Genomic DNA, 24,035 nt, shown 5'->3' with positions numbered 1-24,035 from the left:
CTTAATCATCAACCACGAGGCTGTCTTGGCGTCTTTCCTCCTTACAAATGCCCGACTGGCGTCTCTGGAAGGCGGAGCTTCCGCCTATGGTTTGATCGATGCGGGTGCACTGGCTGTCATCGACGGCAGTATTGCCTGGTGCGGAGCCGCCCAAGATCTGCCGGATACGTTTGATGCTCTGGAGCGCAAAGACGTTGGTGGCCGTTTGGTGACACCAGCTCTGATCGACTGCCACACCCATGTGGTATTTGGTGGCAATCGTGCGCGTGAGTTTGAAATGCGCCTCAATGGGGCGACCTATGAAGAAGTGGCCCGCGCCGGGGGCGGGATCGTCTCGACAGTCACTGCAACACGAGCTGCCAGTGAAGATCAGCTTTTACGCGATGCTCTCAAGCGCGTAGATGCGCTCATTGCCGAGGGCGTCACCACGCTGGAAATCAAATCAGGTTATGGTCTTGATGTCGAAACTGAACTGCGGATGCTGACGGTGGCTCGCCGGATTGGCCAGGAGCGCGCTGTTCGCGTGCGCACGACTTTCCTCGGCGCACATGCCGTTCCTGCGGATTATAAAGGCCGGGAGGACGGCTATCTGTCGGAAGTCTGCCTGCCGACCCTGGAAAAGGCTCATGAATTAGGCCTCGTCGATATGGTTGACGGCTTTTGCGAGGGGATCGCCTTCTCGACAGAGCAAATTACACGCGTTTTCGACAAGGCGATCAGTCTGGGCCTACCGGTTAAACTCCACGCTGAACAGTTGTCGAACCTCGGCGGCGCTGCACTTGCTGCCGGTTACCAGGCACTGTCTGCTGACCATCTTGAATATCTTGATGAAGCTGGTGTCATTGCCATGGCGAAAGCTGGCACAGTTGCCGTTCTCCTGCCTGGTGCGTTTTACACTTTGCGCGAAAAACAGATGCCGCCGGTCGAGCTTCTTCGTAAGCACGGCGTGCCCATCGCCATTGCAACAGATTGCAATCCCGGCTCATCGCCGATGACGTCGCTTCTTCTGACCCTCAACATGTCCTGCACACTGTTCCGCATGACGCCAGAAGAGGCCCTTTCCGGTGTAACCCGAGAAGCTGCCAAGGCGTTGGGTCTTAAAGACTGCGGTGTTCTGCGCGCTGGCTTCAAGGCTGACCTTGCCATCTGGGATGTAGAGCATCCGGCTGAGTTGTCTTATCGGATTGGCTTCAATCCCCTTCATGAGCGTATTTTCGGAGAGATCTTATGAGCACGATGGTGCTGACCCCTGGCAATGTAACGCTTGCCGAGCTGGAAACGATCTGGCGGCAGGATGCCGTTGTCACTATCAACCCGGCAGCGAAAGCTGGCGTGGATGGTGCCGCAGAGCGAGTTCGAATTGCGGCTGCGGGATCCGTTGCTGTCTATGGTGTCAACACTGGGTTCGGCAAGCTTGCCAGTGTGAAAATTGCCCCGGAAGATACTGAAACTCTTCAAAGAAACTTGATCCTGAGCCATTGCTGTGGCGTTGGCGAGGAAATGGATGCCTCCGCTGTTCGCCTGATGATGGCGTTGAAGTTAATGTCGCTGGCGCGCGGCGCATCTGGCGTCCGCTGGGATGTGCTTCAGCTGATTGAGGCGATGTTGGCCAAGGGCGTTGTGCCTGTTGTTCCGGCACAAGGGTCTGTCGGTGCATCTGGCGATCTTGCTCCTCTTGCGCATATGACTGCGGCGATGATCGGCGAGGGCGAGGCTTATTATCAAGGCGAGCGGCTCAGTGGTGCAGACGCCTTGGCCAAGGCAGGTTTGACGCCTGTTGTGCTTGGTCCCAAGGAAGGCCTCGGGCTGATCAATGGCACCCAGTTCTCCACGGCTTATGGGCTGATCGGACTGTTTGACGCCTGGAGATTGGCTCAGTCATGCCTGATAACGTCCAGCCTTTCGACAGATGCTATTATGGGGTCAACGGCACCGCTTTTGCCGGAAATTCATGCGCTGCGTGGTCATCGGGGCCAGATTGAGGTGGCAGCTGCCATGCGCGATCTGATGGCAGGCTCTGAAATTCGCGAAAGCCACCGTGATGGCGACAGCCGCGTGCAAGATCCATATTGCATCCGCTGCCAGCCACAGGTTGTCGGTGCCTGCGTTGATCTCCTGCGCAATGCTGCAAAGACGCTTGAAATTGAAGCGAATGCAGCCACGGACAACCCACTGGTACTGACTGAAGCCGATCAGATTGTCTCCGGCGGCAACTTCCATGCTGAGCCTGTCGCCTTTGCCGCTGATCAGATCGCGCTGGCACTTGCTGAAATCGGCTCCATCGCCCAGCGCCGTGTAGCGCTGATGGTTGATCCGACGCTTTCCTTCGATCTGCCGCCGTTCCTGGCCATGAACCCGGGCCTGAATTCAGGACTGATGATCGCCGAAGTCACCACAGCGGCCTTGATGAGTGAGAACAAGCATCTGTCGCACCCGTGTTCGACGGATTCAACGCCAACCAGCGCGAACCAGGAAGACCACGTATCGATGGCTGCTCACGGAGCACGTCGCCTGTCACGGATGACGGCCAATCTGGGCAATATCCTGGGCGTGGAACTGCTCTGTGCGTCACTGGGGATTGAGTGCAGGGCACCTCTGAAAACCAGTAAATCCTTGCAAACTTCGATTGATTGCCTGCGTCTGGATGTCGAACCTTTGTTGGAAGATCGCTTCATGGCACCCGATTTGAAATCCGCAGCCGAGATCGTTTCCACCGGCAAACTTCTCGCTGCAGTCTCAGACTTGCCGCTTCTCGCACTAGGTGAGTTTTAATGGAGTCGGTTGTCGTCACGAAGGGCGATAGTCCGATCATTCTGGGCTTGCCTCATTCGGGAACTCATGTTCCAGCAGATATATTTGCTCGTCTGAATGAGACAGGGCAGGGCCTGACTGACACCGATTGGCACGTTGACAAACTTTATTCGAACCTGCTGCCCGGTGCGACCATGGTCGCGGCAACCTTTCATCGCTACGTGATTGATGCCAACCGTGACCCTGAAGGCGTGAGCCTTTATCCGGGGCAAAACACCACCAGCCTTTGCCCGGTGACAGATTTCGATGGCCTGCCAATCTACCTGGAGGGGCAAGAGCCTTCAGCTGAGGAAATCGAGACGCGGCGCAAAAACTATCATGCGGCCTATCACGATGCGCTTGCTGCCGAGATTTCCCGGGTTAAAGAGATCCACGGCATCGCAATCCTCTATGATTGCCATTCTATCCGCTCTCATATTCCGTTCCTATTTGAAGGCGCTTTGCCAGACTTCAACGTTGGAACAAATGGCGGCGCAACCTGTTCACCAGCCATCGAGGCTGCCGTCGTTGCGCGAACCACGGCAGCCAAAAGATACACGTCTGTGTTGAACGGTCGCTTCAAAGGGGGCTGGACAACTCGCCATTATGGTCAGCCAGACACTGGCGTACATGCCATCCAGATGGAGCTGGCCCAGTCGACCCATCTCAGCACAGAAGCCAAGCCTTTTGCCTATGAACTTGAAAAGGCTGGCAGGATTCGCCCGCATTTGACGTCTATTTTGGAAGACCTGGCGGCTGTTGCCGGAGACCTTTGCAAAACCCAACCTATTAAAACAGAAAACACCCCATCGGGAGGATCCGACAATGGTTGATCGTAGCCACAATTCGCGCGACGTGTTTCCGCCCACGGGCACGGAACTGAATGCCAAGTCCTGGCTGACTGAAGCGCCCTTGCGCATGTTGATGAACAATCTACATCCAGATGTTGCCGAGAACCCGCATGAGCTTGTGGTTTATGGCGGCATTGGCCGTGCTGCGCGAACATGGGAAGATTTTGACAAGATCGTATCTGCGCTGAAATCTCTGGAAGACACTGAGACCCTGATGGTTCAGTCCGGCAAGCCTGTTGGCGTGTTCCGGACCCATAAAGACGCGCCTCGGGTTCTGATTGCCAATTCCAATCTGGTGCCCCATTGGGCCACCTGGGATCACTTCAACGAATTGGATAAAAAAGGTCTGGCAATGTACGGCCAGATGACCGCTGGTTCGTGGATCTATATTGGCACACAGGGCATCGTTCAGGGCACTTACGAGACTTTCGTGGAAGCCGGGCGTCAGCATTATGGCGGCGACCTGAAAGGCAAATGGATCCTGACCGGTGGCCTGGGCGGTATGGGCGGTGCTCAACCTCTGGCCGCTGTCATGGCCGGAGCCTGTTGCTTGGCCGTTGAGTGTGACGAAACCCGGATCGATTTTCGCATCCGCACCCGGTACGTCGATGAAAAAGCCACCAGCCTGGACGAGGCGCTGGCGATGATTGAACGCTGGACCGCTGCCGGTGAAGCCAAGTCAGTCGGTTTGCTCGGCAACGCCGCCGAGATCTTCCCTGAGCTGGAACGTCGAGGCATTCGTCCGGATATCGTCACTGACCAGACGTCTGCTCATGACCCGATCAACGGCTATCTGCCAAAGGGGTGGAGCGTTGCCGAGTGGCGCGAAAAGCGTGAGAGCGATCCCAAGGCTGTTGAAACAGCAGCGCGTGCTTCCATGCGCGAACAGGTCGAAGCCATGGTGGCCTTCTGGGACAAGGGTGTTCCAACGCTGGATTATGGCAATAACATTCGCCAGGTCGCCCTCGATGAAGGGCTTGAGAATGCCTTTGCCTTCCCAGGTTTTGTGCCAGCCTATATCCGTCCGCTGTTTTGTCGCGGTGTCGGCCCGTTCCGCTGGTGCGCATTGTCCGGCGACCCAGAGGACATTTACAAGACCGATGCCAAGGTCAAGGAACTGATTCCGGACGACGAACATCTGCACAATTGGCTCGACATGGCCCGCGAGCGCATCGCGTTTCAGGGCTTGCCTGCACGCATTTGCTGGGTTGGACTTGGTCAACGTCACCGGCTTGGGCTTGCGTTCAACGAGATGGTCCGCACTGGCGAATTGAAAGCACCAGTCGTGATTGGTCGCGATCATCTGGATTCAGGCTCCGTGGCCTCTCCAAATCGGGAAACCGAAGCGATGAAGGACGGTTCGGATGCCGTATCCGATTGGCCGCTGTTGAACGCTTTGCTCAACACTGCTTCAGGCGCGACATGGGTGTCGCTGCATCATGGCGGCGGTGTCGGTATGGGCTTTTCCCAGCATTCCGGCATGGTCATTTGCTGCGATGGCACTGCAGATGCAGATGAACGTATCGGCAGGGTCTTGTGGAACGATCCTGCGACGGGTGTCATGCGTCATGCAGATGCCGGGTACGAAATCGCGCTGGACTGTGCGAAAGAAAATAACCTCAATCTTCCGGGTATTCTCACCTGAAAGATTGTATAAAAACAATACCCTTCCAACCACCTAACCAGATTGTAAACATAGGGGAATATCTGCCATGAAGTTTAAAATTCTAGGTCTTGTTGCAGCCGCAGCCATCAGCTTTGGTGTTTCCGGGGCAGCTCATGCCGATTTGCTTTCCGACATCAAGGCAAAGGGCAAGATCACTGCTGCAACGGAAATGCATTATGCGCCGTTCGACATCCTCAAGGACGGCGAATATCAGGGCATTTGCCATGATCTTTTCACAGAAGTTGCCAAAGAACTCGGCGTTGAAGTTGAGTTCCTTGATTTGCCTTGGCAGTCGATCTTGCCTGGCCTGGAAGCTGGCAAATTCGATGTTGTAAATGCACCTGTGACAATCACGGCAGAACGCATGAAGCGCTACAGCTTCACTCTGCCAATCGGAAACGCAACTGTGGCTCTGGCCAAAAAGGCCGGTGACACAAGCATCACCAAGCCGTCCGACATTGCAGGCAAGGCCGTTGGCTCTCAGAAGGGCTCGGCTCAGCTGGAACAGTTGAAGGCATTCTCTGAAACGCTTTCTCCTCCTGCTGATGTCCGCGAGTATGTCAACATCGATGAAGCTCTGGCCGATCTGGCTGCTGGCCGTATTCAGGGCGTTGCCAACTCCATGCCATTGATGGGCTATGCTGCCGTTCAGCGTCCTGGCCTGTTCGAAATGGTCATGCCTCCGTTCGGCGATCCCAAGTACTTCGGCTGGGTTGCTCCCGCCGGTGAAGACAGTGCAACTTTGATCGCAGCGATCAACGACGCTATCCTTAAAATGCACAAGGACGGCCGTCTCAAGGCGATCAATGAAAAGTGGCTCGGAACAGCTCCGGAACTGCCCACAACCATGCCGACTGTAAAATAATCAGGCATCAGGTTACATGATACTTCGGCCCGGCAGATCTGGATCTGCCGGGCTCTCCTTCGCCGTTCGTTCACGGCGAGCCACTTTGGGGGCGGACGAGTGAATTTCTCATTCGAAGTTATTTGGCAGAACCTGCCGTATATGCTGGCAGCAGCCCGCTGGACGTTGGCCATCTCGATTGCGGGCATGGCGATCAGCATCGTCTGGGGGACATTTTTATGCGCTGCACGCCTGTCCAAGGACGCCTTTGTTTGGCGCATCGCGGCTCTTTACATCAGCTTTTTCCGGGGCGTACCGCTTCTCGTTCAACTGCTGATGTTCTATTATATGCTGCCCTATATCGGGCTAGATTTGCCAGCCATTCTGGCGGCTATCCTGGCGGTCGGCCTATGTTCGGCGGCCTACACCGCTGAAATTCTGCGCGGGTCCATTCAATCCATTCCAGCCGGACAAACAGAAGCAGCCAATGCGCTCGGCATTCCAGCCTTTTCTCTGTGGCGCCGGATCCTTGTTCCCCAGGCAATCCGCATCGGCTTGCCGTCTTTGGTCAATGAATTGATCTTGTTGGTGAAAGTCTCATCGCTTGCCTCTGTGGTTGGCATCGGCGAGCTCACCCGTGTGTCTCAGAACATCACCGGTCAGACCTATCGGCCGCTTGAGATCTTCATTGCCGCTGCCGCGATCTATTTCGTGATCAATTTTGTCATTTCCCGCCTTGGCCGATTGGCCGAGCGGCGCATGCAGGTGGGGTAGGGCGGATCATGGAACTCGATCTTTTCGTTCGTTATGGACCTGCGCTCCTGTCCGGCTTTGCCGTCACTATCTTGTGCTGGTTGGTCGGCTCATTTGGCGGGCTTGTGCTGGGCTTTGCGATTGCATGTCTTTATCGCTGGGGGGCTGCACCTTTCCGCTGGCTGATTTCCACCTATGTTGAGGTCATCCGGGGAACGCCCTTCATGATCCAGCTTTTCATTCTCTATTATGGCGGCCCTTATATCGGCCTGGTCCTGTCGCCCATCCAGGCCGGGATCTTGAGCTTCGTTGTCTATGGCAGCCCATATTTCTCAGAAATTTTCCGGGGCGGCTTTAATGCGGTGCCAACAGGGCAAATTGAGGCTGCGCGCTGTGTTGGCTTGTCCGAGGCACGCATCCTGAGGCGGATTATCCTGCCACAGATGCTGGTACCGATCACGGCACCTTTGACGAATTTCTTCATCATCCTGACCAAGGAAACAGCCATCTTGTCGGTCGTGACTGTGCCTGAACTGCTGTATGAAACGCAGACCATGGCGGCGGAAACCTTTACCTTCGTTGAGCCATTTCTGGTGTTGTCGCTGTTCTACTGGCTGATGGTCATTGGCACCAGCTGGATTGGCGGACGGGTCGAGGCCCGTGTCACGCGTCATCTGAAACGGGCCAACTGAGTTTGGCGACCTGAAGTTGGTTTGAACCTTGTGAATACGAGAGCTATTATGTCTGACACATCTGCAATGTCCCCCAAGACAGGCGAACCGATCATCTCGGTGCGCGGCATGAGTAAGTATTTCGGAGATTTCGTTGCTCTGAATGACGTCACTCTGGATGTCAATCGCTCCGAGGTTCTGTGTCTGATCGGTCCGTCCGGATCCGGTAAAAGCACTTTGCTGCGCTGTCTGAATTTCCTGGAGGCCTATGATGGCGGCGAAGTGCGTCTCAATGGTGATCTGATCGGTTGGCAGGATGGTGATTCCACCCCGCGTAAAGCCCTTTCTACCAATGCGTTGCGCCAACAGCGTCAGCACATCGGCATGGTGTTTCAGCAGTTCAATCTTTGGCCCCATCTGACAGCGCTGGAAAATGTCGCTGAGGCGCTCATTCAGGTAAAGGGCTTGCCCAAATCCAAGGCCCATGAAAAAGCCCGTGAAGCTTTGGGTAAGGTGAACCTGTCAGACAAGACTGAAAACTACCCGGCTAACCTGTCTGGCGGCCAGCAGCAGCGTGTGGCGATTGCAAGGGCCATTGCCATGGAACCGACGGTCATGCTGTTTGACGAGCCGACCTCTGCGCTTGATCCCGAGCTGGTGGGCGAAGTTCTGACAGTCATGAAGGAAATGGCCGCGGAAGGCATGACCATGGTTGTCGTTACCCACGAGATGGGCTTTGCAGCCCACGTGGCGGACCGGGTGGCTTTTTTGGATGCCGGGCGACTGGTCGCTTGTGTTCCACCTGCTGAAATCTTCAGCCAGGACCCCGAAGACGAGCGTATCCGCACATTCCTGCAAACCTACCGGGAACGCAACGTGGTTTGAACTACTGAGCCGTCCATATGTCCACGACGAATTACATATAAGCGGCCCCTGATCCGGGCTGCCATCAATCTTGGAACACGCACCTGTCCGGGCGACTGGACCTTCAACCCGAACTTCTCGGACTGGCTGATGGGCTGGCCAATCGGGTGGAGCGATCCAGAGCAGCCGGTAACGGAGTTGTCCCCCTGGCTGCAGCGCATGCGTGGCGCACTCTCAGGGCAGAGTTTCTAAAAAGGGAAGGGGGAGGCTAGAAAAGAAGGCGAAACGCAATCCAAATCGGTTGCCATTCGTTCTTGCGCGAAATGCCATCCGAACTTGCGCGCTACACCAGTTTTGGGTGTCAGTTGGTCGAATAGCCGAAATCAACCGGTCCGGAATGGATCGGAACAACGCAATATCAATGACTTACAGAAAAATTGGCTGGGGAACCTGGATTCGAACCAGGACTAACAGAGTCAGAGTCTGCGGGTCTACCGTTAACCTATTCCCCAATACCGAAATTGCCATGCAACTTCAGAACGTTCGCCAAAAGCTCAACGTTGATGGCGGTATACATCTAAGTTGGACGGCGATGCAACAGGCAGTTTCAACTTTTTCCCGGTGTTTTCAAAAAGCTGTTTTAATCCACTGAAACGCAAGCCGGATCCTGCCCGGACTTAAGGTAACTCAGGATATAAAATCTGTTGCAAAAATAGGTCTGTCACAAATGCACTGAGCCGCTATGCGCGCCCCTCACGACCTGTTACAGTTTGGTCAACGATGAAACGGTGCGAACTTCAAAAAGCTTAATCAGCTGAAGGGGCGCCTTGAAAAGGCTTAAGACGTGACAAATTCAGGTCAGGAACCGCCCGATGCCGGGCGAGGGTCCCCTGAAACGTCCGGAGAACCTGCAGTCCGCGGAAAACGGGCTGCATCCAGACGCCGGCGCAAAAAGCGCGGCGCGGGTGCCACGACTGCCCAAATTGGGCAAGCAACGCCATCAGTCCCTCCACAAAACCGTGGAGAATCAGATGGTCATGGATCTGGCGAGGCACACTCCGGAACGACAGAGGGACGCCCCAATTCCGTCTCCAAGGGACGCAAGCGGCGACGCAGGAGCGGCGGTCAAAATGCTGTGTCTGGCGGAGCGGGCGCTGCCAATTCCTTAAGCCGGCAGGAGCAAACTGGAAGCGGGCATAAAAGCGCTGCAGGGTATGGCTCTGCCGGCGCTACAAGCACTGTGTCTTCCGATAATCCTGCATCCCGTAGGAAGTCGTCTGGTGCTGGTGAGGGCTCCTCCGATGAGCGTTCTTTTTCCGGCAAGGCTCCGAAGGCTGGGGCTGGCTCAGAACAGATTGCCAAGACACGTGGACCGGAAAATCCGCATAAGCGCCGCAAACGTCGACGCGGCGGCAAACGCTCCGTGTTCACCCGTGCTGAGGTTGGTTTGCCGGCCGGTTCTGCTGAAACCCCTGGCGATCAGCGGGCTGCGGGAGGGCATCCAGCGTCCCATGACGGACATGTGCGAAATGTAAATTCAGGCCAGGTTGCCGGTCGTGCTGCTGGTCAAATTCCGGGGCTCGGACCTCAGCCCGATGTGAGCGCCGCAGCCTTTCTGCCTGATCAGCCCAAGCATGTTAGACCTGCCAACAGACCTGGGGCTGGAACCGGCACTGGGCCACAAGGTCGTCATAGCCGGACTGGAGACCATCGCCCTTCGCGGTATCTGCGCAGGCACTACGAAGAGGACGACCTGAACCAAACGCTCTATGCTGCGCTTGATCTTGGCACCAACAATTGCCGCTTGCTGATTGCCAAGCCGGAAGAACGTGGCTTCCGGGTGGTGGATGCTTATTCCAGAATAGTGCGTCTGGGTGAGGGGGTTGGTGCGAGCCGCCGTCTTAGCGAAAATGCCATGGAGCGGTCCATTGATGCTCTGGCCAATTGCCACCGCAAACTGGCCGAGCGCGGTGTTCAGCGCTCCAGATTGATCGCAACGGAAGCTTGCCGTGCGGCGGAAAATGGCGCTGAATTCATCTCACGGGTTCAGAAAGAGACGGGACTGGCACTCGAGGTTGTTGACCGTGAAACAGAAGCACGACTGGCGGTGGCCGGTTGCGTGACTTTGGTCGATCAGCATGCAGATGGCGTGATCCTGTTTGACATTGGGGGAGGGTCATCGGAAATCGTCTGGCTGGATCTGCGTAACCGGAGCGGTGCGCGCGGTTTTGCGTTGACCCGTTTCATTCGCTCCTGGGATTCACTGCCGGTAGGGGTTGTCAATCTGGCCGAGCGTCACGGCGGTGTGAATGTTACGTTTGATGTATTCGAGGCAATGGTGGCAGATGTGGCCGGACATCTTGCAGGGTTTAATCTCGGTGATGAATTGACCGAGGCAATTGCAAGCGGCTCGGTGCACATGCTGGGCACATCGGGAACAGTGACAACGCTTGCCGGAATTCATCTCGGATTGAGACGATATGATCGACGCAGGGTCGATGGCGTCTGGTTGGAAGACCATCAAGTTGGCGCAATGATTGATCGGCTGCGCGAAATGTCCTACGAAGAACGGGTTGAGAACCCTTGCATCGGCGCGGATCGTGCTGATCTCGTTCTGGCGGGCTGTGCTATTTTGGAAGCCATCCGCCGGCGCTGGACGTGTTCGCGCCTTCGGGTCGCGGACCGGGGTCTTCGTGAAGGCATTCTGACAGAACTCATGGCCGCCGATGGTGTGTGGTCTAAAAAGACAAGCGATCGCCGAGGCGGACGCCAAAGAGGCAGAACATGACGCGCAGGAGCAAGGGCACCGGGGACCGGGGTTTTAAGGTGCGGGTGAAAACCGCAGCAGGGCGCCGCGAATCCTCGACCCGCTGGTTGCACAGGCAATTAAACGACCCCTATGTGCGCCGTGCCCAGGCCGACGGATATCGCTCTCGTGCGGCCTTCAAGCTGATCGAGATTGACGACAAGCACAAGATCCTGAAGCCCGGCTACCGGGTGGTGGATCTGGGAGCGGCCCCTGGTGGTTGGTGTCAGGTTGCTGCTGCCCGCGTGCAGTCATCGCTCGATGCGCCGAAGGTCGTTGGGATTGATTACCTTGAGATGGATCATGTGCGCGGTGCGCTGTTCCTTCAAAAGGATTTTCTTGATGATGATGCTCCAGAGGCGTTGCTTGAGGCACTCGGCGGCCATCGTCCGGATGTGGTTCTGTCCGATATGGCATCACCAACGACGGGTCACCGCCAGACAGATCATTTGCGGACAACGCATTTGTTCGAAGTGGCAATTGAATTTGCCCAGCGGAACCTGGTTCCTGGTGGAACATTCCTGGCCAAGGTTTTTCGCGGCGGTACCGAGCATGCCTTGTTGAACGATCTCAAGCGTGACTTCAAGTCGGTCGCCCATGTGAAGCCACCTGCGAGCCGGAAAGAAAGTCCTGAGCTCTATGTGATAGCGAAGGGCTTCAGAGGCAACGCCGAAGATCGGGCCAAAAACGATCAGGTTTGACCCTTAGATCGTCATATTGAAATTTATACGGGTTTGAATGGGTTGAAGAGCGGAATTCTCATTCTTCAGGGTTTTCTTCCTGTGATCTGCGTGGTATTGACCCGCGCCAACTTCTCCGGCATTGCCGAAGCGAATCGACGGATGCAAGAACCCCAAGATCTTGCGTCCCTCTCATGCATTTTATAAAGGGGAATTGGCGATGGCCTCATTTTTTGTTCCGTCAACAGGCGCTGAAGCGCTCACATTTGACGATGTTCTGCTGATCCCCGGCCATTCCGAGGTTATGCCAGGCGAGACTGTGCTGAAATCCCGGCTAACACGGGAGCTAGAGCTAAACCTGCCGATAATTTCATCCGCTATGGATACGGTGACTGAGGGACGTCTTGCGATTGCCATGGCCCAGGCTGGTGGCATTGGCGTCATTCACCGCAACCTGTCTCTTGACCGGCAGGCCGAAGAAGTTCGGATGGTGAAGAAGTTCGAATCCGGCATGGTTGTCAATCCCCTGGTGATTGGACCGGATGCGACGTTGAAAGATGCTCTCGACCTGATGGAGCGCTATGGAATTTCCGGCGTTCCTGTTGTTGATAATGGTGGTGTCGGTGGTCAGGTCACAGGGCGGCTTGTTGGTATTTTGACCAACCGCGATGTTCGGTTTGCATCTGACCCCAATCAGCGCGTTTACGAGCTGATGACGCGGGAAAATCTGATCACGGTGAATGATGGCGTGAGCCAGGAAGAAGCCAAGAGACTTCTGCATCAACACCGGATCGAAAAATTGCTCGTCACGGACGACAATTTAAACTGTATTGGCTTGATCACTGTCAAGGACATGGAAAAAGCCAAACTTAACCCAAATGCGTCCAAAGATTCTCAGGGACGTTTGCTGGTTGCCGCGGCAACAAGCGTTGGGGATGAAGGCATGGCGCGAGCCGAGCGTCTGATTGATGCTGGTGTTGACATGGTTGTTGTCGATACAGCACATGGTCATTCGGCGCGTGTTCTGGAGATGGTGACCAAGGTCAAGAACCTGTCCAATTCGGTTCAGGTTCTGGCCGGTAACGTTGCAACTGGTGAAGCCACCAGGGCGCTGATTGATTCTGGTGCTGACGGTGTAAAAGTCGGTATCGGACCAGGCTCCATTTGCACGACACGGATTGTGGCTGGCGTTGGTGTGCCTCAGTTAACGGCCATCATGGAGGCCGTTGATGCGGCTAATAAACTCGATGTGCCGGTCATGGCCGATGGCGGGATCAAATATTCCGGCGATCTGGCAAAGGCCATGGCTGCAGGTGCATCCTCCGTAATGGTGGGGTCCCTTCTGGCCGGAACAGAAGAAAGCCCTGGTGAAGTTTATCTGCATCAAGGGCGCTCTTATAAATCTTATCGTGGTATGGGGTCCGTCGGAGCCATGGCGCGCGGTTCTGCCGATAGATACTTCCAGGCGGAAGTTCGTGATAGTCTGAAGCTGGTGCCAGAAGGTATTGAAGGACAGGTTGCCTACAAAGGATCCTTGTCCAGCGTACTGCATCAGCTTGCTGGCGGTTTGCGAGCTGCCATGGGATATGTCGGTGGCAAGACGATACCCGACTTTCAGGAAAAGGCACGTTTCGTCCGGATTTCCGGCGCAGGCCTTCGTGAAAGTCATGCACATGATGTGACGATTACTCGGGAAAGCCCGAATTACCCGTCCGGTCTATAATTAATTATAACAACGGCCCGGCCTCCCAAGGTTGAAGGCCGGAGCTTTGGAGTTTAGTCCATGAAAGATGGCGGCCGCCTATCTGCAGCAATCGAGGTTCTGACCGAGGTTGAAACGCGCCATCGCCCAGTGCAGCCTGCGCTGCGCGACTGGGGAACATCCCATCGGTTTGCCGGGTCCGGCGACAGAACGGTTATCGGCAATCTGGTATTCGATGCACTTCGGCACAAGTCGAGCCTGACAGCCCGAACCGGTTCATCCGAACCACGGATGCAAATCCTCGGAACTTATGTTTTTGCTTGGGGCAATGGCATCGACCGGTTGAAGGAAGTTCTGGGTGAGGATCCCCACTCTCCTGAAGCCCTGAATGAAGCAGAAGAATCTGCGCTTGCAAATGAGTCTGTTGACGATCTAGAGCCAGAAGTTGCTGCCGATGTTCCCGCATGGCTTTGGCCGTATTTCGAGGCCGCTTTTGGCGACAATGCTGTAAATGAGGGCAAGGCTCTTGCCACGCGTGCACCGATTGACCTGCGCACAAACTCATTGAAATCTGACCGTGAAAAGCTCTTGAAGCGGTTGGCGCATGTGAATGCGGAAGCCACAAGCATCACGCCGACGGCACTGCGTATAAAGGCAAAACCGGGCGCTTCCCGCATGCCTCATGTTCAGGCTGAGGAAGGCTATCGCAAAGGTTGGTTTGAGCTTCAAGATGAAGCCAGTCAGATCGCTGCAGCTCTCGCCTGCGCCAAACCAGGCGAACAGGTCTTGGATCTTTGTGCTGGCGGTGGTGGCAAGACGTTGGCTCTGGCTGCTACCATGGACAATAAGGGTCAGATTTACGCCTATGATTCGGATCGTTTGCGATTGGCTCCAATTCATGAGCGGCTTCAGCGCTCCAGTGTTCGGAATGTACAGGTTCGCGACCCTGCCAGTTCAAACCTTGATCCACTCAAGGAAGCAATGGACCTTGTGTTCATCGACGCACCTTGTACGGGAACAGGCGTTTGGCGTCGCCGTCCAGATTCCAAGTGGAAGCTTTCGGAAAAAGCACTGGCTGACCGTCTTGAAGAGCAGCGTAAAGTTCTGGACACTGCGAAAGAGTTCGTGAAACTAGGCGGACGTATCGCATATGTGACGTGTTCGATTCTGCCACAGGAAAATGGCGATCAGGTAAAGCGTTTTCTGGCTGAAAACTCAGACTTTGAAGCCGTTGATGCCATTGCAATTTGGAAACACGTGTTCGGCGAAGACAGGCTGCCTGCCTATGTCACGGAAGAAGGTGGGGTCACCTTGACGCCAGCAACCACCGAAACGGATGGTTTCTTCTTTGCATTGCTCGGCCGAAAGACAGACTAATACGCTTCCGGCTTATAGGTTGTTCGGTGAGCCGGTCGTCACTCAGGTGGTTTTCTCACCCCTATTCTCCAGCGGGGCTTCATCAAGTTGGCCCGCTGGAATGGCACTTGCCGAAGCGACATCTTCCGCAGTGGTCACTTCTCCAGTAAGTGCGATTTCGGCTGTTATTTCGAATGCGGCCGCTTCATTTTCGGCTTGTGCGGCCAGCGATTTTTCATCGGCGAGCGAAACGGTCTGATCCAACAAATCCCGCGCCAGATCAAACAGCCTGCGCTCCAAAGCACTGTCCAGAGACTTGCCTTGGGCCATGGAAGTTAAAATGGCTCTGGCATCTGTTGATCGACCGAGGTTTTTCAAGGCTGCTCCAAGCGCATTTCCCGCATCCTTGCGTCCTGGGGCTCTCTGCCAGGCATCAAACGCATGTAACAGAGCTTTGGGATATTCGCCCAATTTCCGGCTAATTGTGCTTAGGGACACGAGCAAACTGGCCTTTTCATCGCCAGAATAGGTCAATGCCTTGGTATAACCGGCCCTTGCCTGCTGCAGGTTGCCTGCTGCCTCATGGGCTTCTGCCAAAACCCGGTTCGGTTCAGATTCAGAAGGAGATAGATGGCAGGCTTTTTCCGCAAACATCAGCGCTTCATCATAGCGCTTGCGCCGAATTGAGAGTTTGGCCAGCCCGAGAAGCGCCGGTATATAGGTTGGATCTATGGTCAGCGCCTTGCGGTAGGCCGCAGCAGCTCGGGAAGCCTGTGGGTCGTCACTAGCTGCTTGTGCATAGAGCGTAAGGGCAGGTGCATTCTCAGGCAACAGCGTCATCAAGCGTTCGGCAGTTACAAGTGCCTGCTGCCGCTTGTCTTGTTTAAGGCATACCGTTGCAAGGCCATACAGCGCATTGTGGTTATCAGGAGAGGCTTCCAAAACGCTGTTGAAATTGTCTTCGGCGTTGCTCATGTCGCCCATCAGCAATTGACAATTTCCCAGATTTGCTCGCGCCGGAATATGTGTCGGCTCAACAAAAACGACCCGTCGCAACTGGGAGGCTGCTTCTTCCAGAAACCCGGCCCGCAACAAAGCCGTTGCCGTGCGATAAATGATTTCCATGTCTTCGGGATCAAGCTCCAAAGCCTCAAGGTAGGCTGCAAGAGCTGATTTGGGATCGCCTCGGCGTTCGCAGTCCAGCGCATAATCAAAAGCGTCTCTAGCCGACGTTGTCATTTGGCAATCCACATATCGGGTCCCTGAGTACATCAGGTTCTGGGTGTTTCCTGCTTGACGAAAAATTGGTCGATTTTTCCCGGAAATTAGCCGATTTCAAACGTCACAATCGAATCATCATAGGGTCATTGTAGCGAGCCTTTGGGGCAAAACAGTCTCGAACATCGCCAAAGGCCGAGCTTAGGCACAGAAGCTTGTGCAAACTTCTTGGACACTTTGAAACTCTGGTTTACCCAAATGAGATCTTAGGGCGTGGAAAGGCAGGCAATTGGCGTGATTTTCCGCTTCAAATCAGGCTCTGATGACGTTAGAAACCTCTCATGATAAAGCATGACCGTCTCCTCATCGTCGATTTTGGTTCTCAAGTGACGCAGCTCATTGCGCGGCGTTTGCGGGAGCTCAACGTCTATTGCGAAATTCATCCCTATCAGAATGTCACAGATGGCTTTTTGGCAGAGTTTGCGCCCAAGGCCGTGATCCTTTCAGGGGGGCCGTGTTCGGTCTTTGACGATGGCGCTCCGATGCCGCCACCAACTGTCTTCACACTGGGTGTCCCGGTGTTGGGCATCTGCTATGGCCAGCAAGTCATGATGCATTGCCTCGGCGGTAAGGTGGAACGTGGTCACAAGACCGCTGAGTTTGGCCGTGCTTACGTGACGCCGAAAGATGTAACGCTAGGCCTTCTGGATGGCTGGTTCGAAGGTGAGCGCGAGCAAGTCTGGATGTCTCATGGCGACCACGTCAGCGAGATAGCGCCTGATTTTGAGGTTTTTGGCACCTCACCAAATGCACCGTTTGCCATCACCGCTGATGTATCGCGGAATTTTTATGCGGTGCAGTTCCATCCGGAAGTGCATCACACGCCCAATGGCGCCAAGCTCTATGAGAACTTCATCACTCTGGCTGGCTTTACTGGCGATTGGACTATGGGCGCTTACCGCGAAGATGCCATTGCCAAGATCCGAGAACAGGTTGGCGACAAAAAGGTTATCTGTGGTCTGTCTGGCGGTGTTGACAGTTCAGTTGCTGCTGTCTTGATCCATGAAGCCATTGGCGACCAACTGACTTGCGTTTTTGTTGATCATGGTCTGCTGCGTTTGGGTGAGGCTGATGAAGTCGTCGCCATGTTCCGCGACAATTACAATATTCGCCTGATTCACGCCGATGAACAGGAACTGTTTCTGGGTGCTCTGGATGGTCAATCGGATCCGGAAACCAAGCGCAAGATCATCGGCAAACTGTTCATTGACGTGTTCCAGAAATATGCCAATGAAATCGAGGGCGCGGAATTCCTAGCGCAGGGCACACTCTATCCGGACGTCATTGAAAGCGTTAGTTTTTCTGGCGGTCCATCGGTGACCATCAAGTCCCATCATAATGTCGGCGGTTTGCCGGAAAAAATGGGACTGAAGCTCGTCGAGCCCTTGCGAGAATTGTTCAAGGACGAAGTCCGTGCGCTTGGCCGTGAACTGGGCCTGCCGAAGGACTTCATCGGACGCCATCCGTTCCCGGGACCTGGTTTGGCTATTCGTTGCCCGGGCGAAATCACCCGTGAAAAACTGGAGATCCTGCGTCAGGCTGACGCAATCTACATCGATCAGATCCGCAAGCACGGTCTCTATGATGAAATCTGGCAGGCGTTCGTCGCGATCCTCCCCGTTCGGACCGTTGGCGTCATGGGCGATTATCGCACCTATGACTATGCCTGCGCTTTGCGGGCGGTGACCAGTGTTGATGGCATGACGGCTGACTTCTATCCGTTCAGCCATGAATTTCTCGGTGAGACCGCAACGCGTATCATCAATGAAGTCAAAGGCATTAATCGCTGCACCTACGACATTACCTCAAAGCCACCCGGCACGATCGAGTGGGAATAACGATGGTGAAATAGAGAGACCGACAAACCTAAAGGCCTGTCTCTCTTCTCCGTCCTTCATGAATGAATAAGAGCCAGCGTCTTTGTTGCGCTGGCTTTTTTTATGGAGTTCCATATTTGAAGCCCGCTCCCTTCGACGAGCGGATCTATAATTTCCTTACTTCTTTGGTGCATATTAAATGCGTTCAATATTCAGGGTTGTTAGAGTTCACGAGCAAGCGATAACTATTCATATTCTATAACTTGATTATTATATTCATGTTTGATACGCGATATTGCAGCTGCATTGGCTCAGGCTTTCGGGCTGTCCCTTGCAGTGAATTTGTAGATCATTGAGACATCTGGTGTGCAATGTAGTCCGCGTCCTGGAAACATGATGACGAACGCTTGTAGCCATTTGTGTGTGTCAAATCATGAAGGGAACTACCTTGCTGACACGTATCCTAGGCCTCGCATTTGGCGTTTCACTAGCGACGATTACGAGCTTCGCATCGGCTAAAGAAATTACAGTTACGGACATTGCCGGGCGTGATGTCACGCTGAACGTGCCTGTTGACCGTGTTATTCTGGGGGAAGGCCGTCAGATCTATCTGGTGGGCGCTCTGGATCGGAATGATCCATTCAAGCGGGTCGTCGGATGGCGCAAGGATTTCTCGCAGGCAGATCCTGACAGTTATGCTCGCTACAAGGAAAAATTCCCTAAGCTGTTGGACATTCCCACCTTCGGTGGGTTCAAGGATGGCACATTCGACGTGGAACAGGCCGTTGCCCTGAACCCGGATGTGATCATTATGAACTTGGAAGCCAAGCCTGCGACGGAAGATGCAGGCTATGACGAAAAGCTGGCGGCTGTTGGTATTCCGTTGGTCTATGTGGATTTCCGTGAAAAGCCACTTGAGCATACCGAAGACAGTATGCGCCTGATGGGAAAACTGTTCGGCAAGGAAGCTGAAGCCAAGGGCTTTATTGATTTTCGCAACATCCAGATGGCTCGGGTAACAGATGTGATCGAAGCGGCGAACCCTGATCGTCCCAAGGTCTTGATTGACCGGGCAGGTGGCTATTCTGAAGAATGCTGCATGAGTTTTGGAGACGGCAACTTTGGCCGTTATATTGAACTTGCCGGTGGTACAAATATCGCTAGCGGGATCATCCCGAATACCTTTGGCACTTTGAACCCCGAGCAGATCATCGCCGCCAATCCGGATCAGGTGATTGTGACCGGCGGCAACTGGGATGCTTATGTCCCCGGTGGCGGTTGGGTCGGTGTTGGTCCCGGTGCTGATATGACGGAAGCCCGTCGCAAGTTGATGAATTTGACCAAGCGTCCTGCAATGACGGGAATCGATGCTGTCGAGGCAGGAAATTTTCACGCCATTTGGCATCAGTTCTACAACAGCCCGTATCAATTTGTTGCGATCCAGAAGATCGCAAAATGGCTGCATCCGGATCTGTTTGAAACACTTGACCCGGAAGCGACCATGAAAGAACTGCATGAGAATTATCTTCCGGTCAGCTATGAGCCCGGCTATTGGGTCTCGCTGAATGACAACGACTGAAATTCAAAATGATTTGAGTGAAGGGCAGGGGCGCGGTTTTTACCGCGCCGCTGTCTTTCGGCGACAGGCTATTTTGGCGACGCTCCTCATGGGATTACTGTTGAGCCTGTGTTTTGATCTGGCACTTGGCCCTGCGCGCTATAGTTTGCAGCAGGTCGTGACCGCGATATTCATGCCGGGATCTGCGAGTTTGCAAGAACGCGTGGTCCTGTGGGATATCCGTATGCCCATCGCCCTGATGGCGGTGATCGTCGGGGCGTCCTTGTCTGTCGCTGGAGCCCAGATGCAGACCATTTTAAACAATCCGCTCGCCAGTCCCTTCACCTTGGGGATTTCAGCTGGCGCAAGTTTTGGCGCAGCTCTGGCGCTGGCCTTTGGCATCGCGATTATTCCGGGCTCCATTCAATATGTGGTGCCGCTGAATGCATTTGTCATGGCAATGCTGACAGCGTTGTTGATCCATTTGTTGACGCTCAAGCGCGGTGTAACGGTTGAAACCATCGTCCTGCTCGGCATTGCGTTGGTGTTCAGCTTCAATGCGCTTCTGGCTTTGATACAGTTTTTTGCCAGTCAGCAGGCTTTGTCAGCGGTCGTGTTCTGGACCATGGGAAGCCTGACCAAGGCGACCTGGCCGAAGGTCTGGATCACACTGGCTGTCTTCGTTGCCGTTATCCCGTTTTTCATTCGGCGCGGATGGGCGCTGACGGCCATGAGGCTCGGGGACACCAAAGCGGAAAGTTTCGGGGTCAATGCCAAGCGACTGCGTTTGGAAACTCTGGTTCTGGTCAGCCTGCTGTCGGCAATCCCGGTGGCTTTTGTGGGAACGATTGGCTTCATCGGACTGGTCGGGCCGCATATCGCGCGCATTCTGGTCGGAGAAGATCAAAGGTTCTTTCTGCCTGCCTCTGCGCTGTGCGGCGCCTTGATCCTATCGCTGAGTTCCATCGTTTCCAAAGTTCTGATCCCCGGAACCGTGTTTCCCATCGGGATTGTGACGTCTCTGGTCGGGATTCCGTTCTTCCTGTCCCTGATTCTGAGGACGTCCAGGCCGTCATGGTAAGTTTGCAACTGAATGCCGTGTGTGCTGGCTATGGTCGAACACCGATTTTGACCGACATCTCCACGCCCATTTTCAAGGGTGGTCAGGTGGTGGCACTGATCGGGCCCAATGCGGCGGGGAAATCGACCTTGTTTCGTCGAATTGCAGGGGTGATGAAAGGGGCAGGTGAGGTGCTGGTCACGGGGGCTTCATCCCCTCAAGCGGTCTGTTACATGCCTCAGGACACTGGGGCCAATCCGGTTCTAAGCGTTTATGAATCGATCATACTGGCCCGGATGCAAGGCCGTGCGCTTAAGGTCAAAGGTGATGACCTTGCCAAGGTCGACGAAGTGGTTGACCTGCTGAAACTTGAAAGCATTTCCCATCACAACATTGGCGATCTGAGCGGAGGTCAGCGGCAGCTGGTCAGTGCGGCGCAGGCGCTGGTGCGCAATCCGGATATTCTCTTAATGGATGAGCCAACCTCTGCATTGGATTTAAACCGCCAGATCGAGTTGTTACGGATCGTGCGCGCTCTGGCGGTTGAAAAAAAAATGCTCATTCTGATCGCGTTGCATGACATCAATCATGCGATGAGGTTTGCCGAAAGCGTGATGGTTTTATCTGGCGGGAGATTGAGAGCCAGTGGGCCAACGTCGGATGTGATAACGCCCAATTTGCTGCGTGAGGTCTATAGCATCGATGCGCGCATCGAACATTGTTCAAAGGGAATACCCCAGGTTATCGTCGATGATGTCGCCGATCAGCCTTGAGAGGTTTTGTCAGATCAATGGGGATATTCTAAAAGGCGGGAGCATGTGCTCCCGCCTTTATTTATGAGTGGTGTTTCCTCAATCGCCGAAACCTTCTAGCACCACCTTGCCTCTTGCCTTGCCAGTTTCCAGATGGGCATGAGCTTTTTTCAGATTAGCGGCGTTGATTGTGCCGAAATGCTCACCAAGCGTTGTCTTCAGAGTTCCCTCATCGACCAGTCTCGAGACCTGGTTGAGCAGCTTGCCCTGTTCGTCCATGTCCGACGTCTGGAACATGGAACGCGTGAACATCATCTCCCAGTGGGTTGAGATACTCTTCAGTTTGAATGGCATGATGTTCAAGTCTGCAGGATCGTCAATCAGGCAAAAGCGTCCCTGGGGCGCGATCAATTTTGCGATTTCGCTTAAGTGGTCACCCGTGTTGGTCGTGGAAAAGACGAAGTCGGGAGCTGTGATGCCAAGGGCCTCGATTTCACCGGCCAGCGGATTGGAGTGATCGATGACATAATGTGCTCCAAGGTCGGTTGCCCATTGGCGTGTCTCAGGACGGGAGGCCGTCGCAATTACGGTCAGATTGGTGAGTTTGCGTGCGAGCTGAATGGCGATGGAACCAACGCCGCCAGCTCCGCCAATGATCAGGAGCGTATTAGCAGCTGTTGGAGTTGGGTCTGAGACTTTGAGCCGTTCAAAAAGAGCTTCCCATGCAGTGATTGCAGTCAAAGGCAGGGCAGCTGCTTGCGCCCATGACAGGGATTTTGGCTTGTGCCCGACGATGCGTTCGTCAATCAGGTGAAATTCGGAATTTGTCCCAGCGCGGGTAACGTCACCGGCATAGAACACCTCATCACCGACCTTGAACCGACTTGTGTCTTTTCCAACACCGACAACCACACCGGTTGCATCCCAGCCCAATACTTTATAGGCGCCATCTTCAGGTTCAGCGCGCATTCGTACCTTCGTGTCGACAGGATTGACTGAGACCGCCCGAATCTCCACCAGAAGGTCAGTTCCGGCAGCTTGCGGACGTGGCTGGTCAATGTCTGAGAGAGAGTTTATCTCACTGATAGGCAGGGATTTTTGATATCCGATGGCGCGCATTGCAATCTCCTTGTTTGCTAGGCGGAGAAGTGGCGCATACACTTGTATGTTACAAGAACGCACATAAAGTACCCTTAGTGTCGAAAAGGGAACTCAGTGTAAAAAAGGATACCGGATTGGCCAAGACCAAACACGCGGCATTTGAATGCAGCCCAGGCTGCGCGGTGGAAGCAACTCTGAGCCTGATTGATGGGAAATGGAAGGGAGTCATTCTCTACCATCTGATCGACGGCACCATGCGTTTCAGCGAGATCAAACGCCGCCTTCCAAGCGTCACACAACGCATGCTGACCAACCAGCTGCGTGCTCTTGAGGCCGATGGTCTTATCAGTCGAACGGTCTATCCTGTCGTGCCGCCAAAGGTGGAATACGCTCTAACTGATCTGGGCCGTAGCCTTGAACCCGTTATCCGGGCTCTGAAGGCTTGGGGTGACACCCACATGGACCTGTGGCCAGAACAGATTGGCCAACAGGTTTCAGAACAAGCGTGAGGCCTCAGCAAATGAGGCCTCAGTGGCTTTCCAATTCGGCTTTCAGCATTTCCTCGTGATGCTCTGTTGACTGAACTTCAATGAAAAGCCGTTTTACATCTGGAAACTGTCGTTTGATCGCGACTTCCAGTGCATAAATGGCATCTTCCACTGCTCCGACTTTCAGCTCATCTTCAAAATCGACGGACAGCGCCAGAAGGATGTCCTGAGGACCCCTGTGCAGGGTTCTGATCTCGTTCAGTGACTGAACAGAGGGGGCCGCCGACACTATCGAGCGAATGGTTTTGAGTGTTTCCGGATCTGCCCCTTCGCCAATCAGCAAGCCCTTGGTTTCATAGGCGAGCAAGATCGCCGTTGCTCCGAGGATTATGCCGATGGTGATCGATGCAGCGCCGTCAAGCCAAGGCAGTTCCAAGTATTGGGCGCCAAGCAGGCCGAGGAAAGCAACCACCAGGCCGAGCATGGCAGCTGTGTCTTCAAACAAGACAGTAAATATGGTCGGGTCCTTGCTATCGCGTACGGCGCTCATCAGGCTCTTTGAACCACGCACTTCATTGAAGGCCTTGTAGGCAATCCACCAGGCCCCGGCCTCAAAGATCATGGCGAGACCCAGAACGATATAGGCGATGTGTGGATCGGTAACTGGATGCGGATCAAGGACCTTGTGTATGCCTTCATAGATGGAGACACCTGCGCCCACCGCGAAGATCAGGATGGCGACCACAAAAGACCAGAAATAAAGCTCTGCACCGTAACCAAATGGATGTTGCTGATCGGCTGGCTTTTTGGCTTTTTTCATACCGTAAAGCAAAAGACCCTGGTTGCCTGTGTCCACCAGAGAGTGGATACCTTCAGACATCATCGCAGACGATCCGGTAAAGAGGGCTGCGGCAAATTTCGTGACGGAGATCAGGGCATTGCCTGCCAAAGCTGCGTAAATGACTTTCTTAGATCCGTGTCCAGCCATGGGTGGTTTT

The 24,035-nt window shown here is 54.5% G+C and carries 20 protein-coding genes and 1 tRNA gene; 17 read left to right on the top strand and 4 right to left on the bottom strand.

Going from position 1 to position 24,035, the window contains the following annotated elements:
• The first annotated feature begins 25 nt into the window (after positions 1 to 25).
• The 8 genes from hutI (at position 26) to V6575_RS17890 (ending at position 8,460) form a co-directional block, all read left to right on the top strand.
• On the top strand, positions 26 to 1,231 hold the full coding sequence (gene hutI, locus V6575_RS17925; RefSeq protein ID WP_340276263.1) for an imidazolonepropionase: 1,206 nt from the start codon (positions 26 to 28) through the stop codon (positions 1,229 to 1,231).
• The gene (gene hutH / locus V6575_RS17920) at positions 1,228 to 2,772 is read left to right on the top strand and encodes a histidine ammonia-lyase (RefSeq protein ID WP_340276262.1); all 1,545 of its coding nucleotides are present in this window, start codon (positions 1,228 to 1,230) and stop codon (positions 2,770 to 2,772) included. Before hutI ends, hutH begins: the two co-directional genes overlap by 4 nt.
• Entirely contained in the window at positions 2,772 to 3,623 is an 852-nt protein-coding gene (gene hutG / locus V6575_RS17915) for an N-formylglutamate deformylase (RefSeq protein ID WP_340276261.1), read from the top strand. The genes hutH and hutG overlap by 1 nt, the downstream gene beginning before the upstream one ends.
• Positions 3,616 to 5,286 (top strand): urocanate hydratase, encoded by a 1,671-nt coding sequence (hutU, locus tag V6575_RS17910; RefSeq protein ID WP_340276259.1) that lies wholly within the window; start codon positions 3,616 to 3,618, stop codon positions 5,284 to 5,286. The genes hutG and hutU overlap by 8 nt, the downstream gene beginning before the upstream one ends.
• 67 nt (positions 5,287 to 5,353) lie before the next feature.
• Positions 5,354 to 6,172, top strand: a complete 819-nt coding sequence (locus V6575_RS17905; RefSeq protein ID WP_340276258.1) for a transporter substrate-binding domain-containing protein — start codon at positions 5,354 to 5,356, stop codon at positions 6,170 to 6,172.
• Positions 6,173 to 6,271: 99 nt separating this feature from the next.
• Positions 6,272 to 6,925, top strand: coding sequence for an amino acid ABC transporter permease (locus V6575_RS17900; RefSeq protein ID WP_340276257.1), 654 nt, complete (start codon positions 6,272 to 6,274; stop codon positions 6,923 to 6,925).
• Positions 6,926 to 6,933: 8 nt separating this feature from the next.
• On the top strand, positions 6,934 to 7,596 hold the full coding sequence (locus tag V6575_RS17895) for an amino acid ABC transporter permease (protein WP_340276255.1): 663 nt from the start codon (positions 6,934 to 6,936) through the stop codon (positions 7,594 to 7,596).
• 48 nt (positions 7,597 to 7,644) lie between these two features.
• Entirely contained in the window at positions 7,645 to 8,460 is an 816-nt protein-coding gene (locus V6575_RS17890; RefSeq protein WP_340276254.1) for an amino acid ABC transporter ATP-binding protein, read from the top strand.
• Between the two features lie 417 nt (positions 8,461 to 8,877).
• On the opposite strand, the gene V6575_RS17885 is transcribed toward V6575_RS17890, so the two are convergent.
• A tRNA-Gln gene (locus V6575_RS17885) sits at positions 8,878 to 8,951 on the bottom strand.
• A gap of 332 nt (positions 8,952 to 9,283) precedes the next feature.
• Between V6575_RS17885 and V6575_RS17880 the strand changes: the two genes are divergently transcribed.
• From V6575_RS17880 to V6575_RS17865, 4 genes are all read left to right on the top strand, one after another.
• Complete coding sequence (locus tag V6575_RS17880) at positions 9,284 to 11,227, top strand: Ppx/GppA phosphatase family protein (protein WP_422785601.1); 1,944 nt, start codon at positions 9,284 to 9,286, stop codon at positions 11,225 to 11,227.
• Positions 11,224 to 11,946 (top strand): RlmE family RNA methyltransferase, encoded by a 723-nt coding sequence (locus V6575_RS17875; protein WP_340276252.1) that lies wholly within the window; start codon positions 11,224 to 11,226, stop codon positions 11,944 to 11,946. Before V6575_RS17880 ends, V6575_RS17875 begins: the two co-directional genes overlap by 4 nt.
• A 199-nt stretch (positions 11,947 to 12,145) precedes the next feature.
• Positions 12,146 to 13,648, top strand: a complete 1,503-nt coding sequence (guaB, locus tag V6575_RS17870; RefSeq protein ID WP_340276251.1) for an IMP dehydrogenase — start codon at positions 12,146 to 12,148, stop codon at positions 13,646 to 13,648.
• Between the two features lie 60 nt (positions 13,649 to 13,708).
• Positions 13,709 to 15,004 carry an RsmB/NOP family class I SAM-dependent RNA methyltransferase gene (locus V6575_RS17865; RefSeq protein WP_340276250.1) on the top strand — a complete coding sequence of 432 codons (1,296 nt, stop codon included), beginning with the start codon at positions 13,709 to 13,711 and terminating at the stop codon, positions 15,002 to 15,004.
• A 42-nt stretch (positions 15,005 to 15,046) separates the two neighbouring features.
• Here V6575_RS17865 and V6575_RS17860 read toward each other — a convergent pair whose 3' ends face one another.
• Positions 15,047 to 16,222, bottom strand: a complete 1,176-nt coding sequence (locus V6575_RS17860; RefSeq protein WP_340276249.1) for a tetratricopeptide repeat protein — start codon at positions 16,220 to 16,222, stop codon at positions 15,047 to 15,049.
• A 320-nt stretch (positions 16,223 to 16,542) separates the two neighbouring features.
• Between V6575_RS17860 and guaA the strand changes: the two genes are divergently transcribed.
• From guaA to V6575_RS17840, 4 genes are all read left to right on the top strand, one after another.
• Positions 16,543 to 18,099: a glutamine-hydrolyzing GMP synthase gene (gene guaA / locus V6575_RS17855; protein WP_340276248.1), complete on the top strand. Its 1,557-nt coding sequence runs from the start codon at positions 16,543 to 16,545 to the stop codon at positions 18,097 to 18,099.
• 412 nt (positions 18,100 to 18,511) lie between these two features.
• Positions 18,512 to 19,657 carry an ABC transporter substrate-binding protein gene (locus tag V6575_RS17850; protein ID WP_340276247.1) on the top strand — a complete coding sequence of 382 codons (1,146 nt, stop codon included), beginning with the start codon at positions 18,512 to 18,514 and terminating at the stop codon, positions 19,655 to 19,657.
• Positions 19,644 to 20,717 carry a FecCD family ABC transporter permease gene (locus tag V6575_RS17845; protein ID WP_340276246.1) on the top strand — a complete coding sequence of 358 codons (1,074 nt, stop codon included), beginning with the start codon at positions 19,644 to 19,646 and terminating at the stop codon, positions 20,715 to 20,717. Before V6575_RS17850 ends, V6575_RS17845 begins: the two co-directional genes overlap by 14 nt.
• A complete protein-coding gene (locus V6575_RS17840; protein ID WP_340276245.1) occupies positions 20,711 to 21,469 on the top strand; it encodes an ABC transporter ATP-binding protein in 759 nt (252 codons plus the stop codon). Before V6575_RS17845 ends, V6575_RS17840 begins: the two co-directional genes overlap by 7 nt.
• A gap of 78 nt (positions 21,470 to 21,547) precedes the next feature.
• Here the strand turns inward: V6575_RS17840 and V6575_RS17835 are convergent, their stop codons facing one another.
• On the bottom strand, positions 21,548 to 22,567 hold the full coding sequence (locus tag V6575_RS17835) for a zinc-binding alcohol dehydrogenase family protein (protein ID WP_340276244.1): 1,020 nt from the start codon (positions 22,565 to 22,567) through the stop codon (positions 21,548 to 21,550).
• 116 nt (positions 22,568 to 22,683) lie between these two features.
• Between V6575_RS17835 and V6575_RS17830 the strand changes: the two genes are divergently transcribed.
• Positions 22,684 to 23,058, top strand: coding sequence for a winged helix-turn-helix transcriptional regulator (locus V6575_RS17830; RefSeq protein ID WP_340276243.1), 375 nt, complete (start codon positions 22,684 to 22,686; stop codon positions 23,056 to 23,058).
• Between the two features lie 19 nt (positions 23,059 to 23,077).
• Here V6575_RS17830 and V6575_RS17825 read toward each other — a convergent pair whose 3' ends face one another.
• A complete protein-coding gene (locus tag V6575_RS17825; protein WP_340276242.1) occupies positions 23,078 to 24,025 on the bottom strand; it encodes a cation diffusion facilitator family transporter in 948 nt (315 codons plus the stop codon).
• Positions 24,026 to 24,035 lie beyond the last annotated feature (10 nt).

Origin of the sequence: Roseibium algae, assembly GCF_037783265.1 — a bacterium.
Lineage (GTDB): Bacteria > Pseudomonadota > Alphaproteobacteria > Rhizobiales > Stappiaceae > Roseibium > Roseibium algae.
This window is presented reverse-complemented; position numbering and strand designations above follow the sequence as displayed.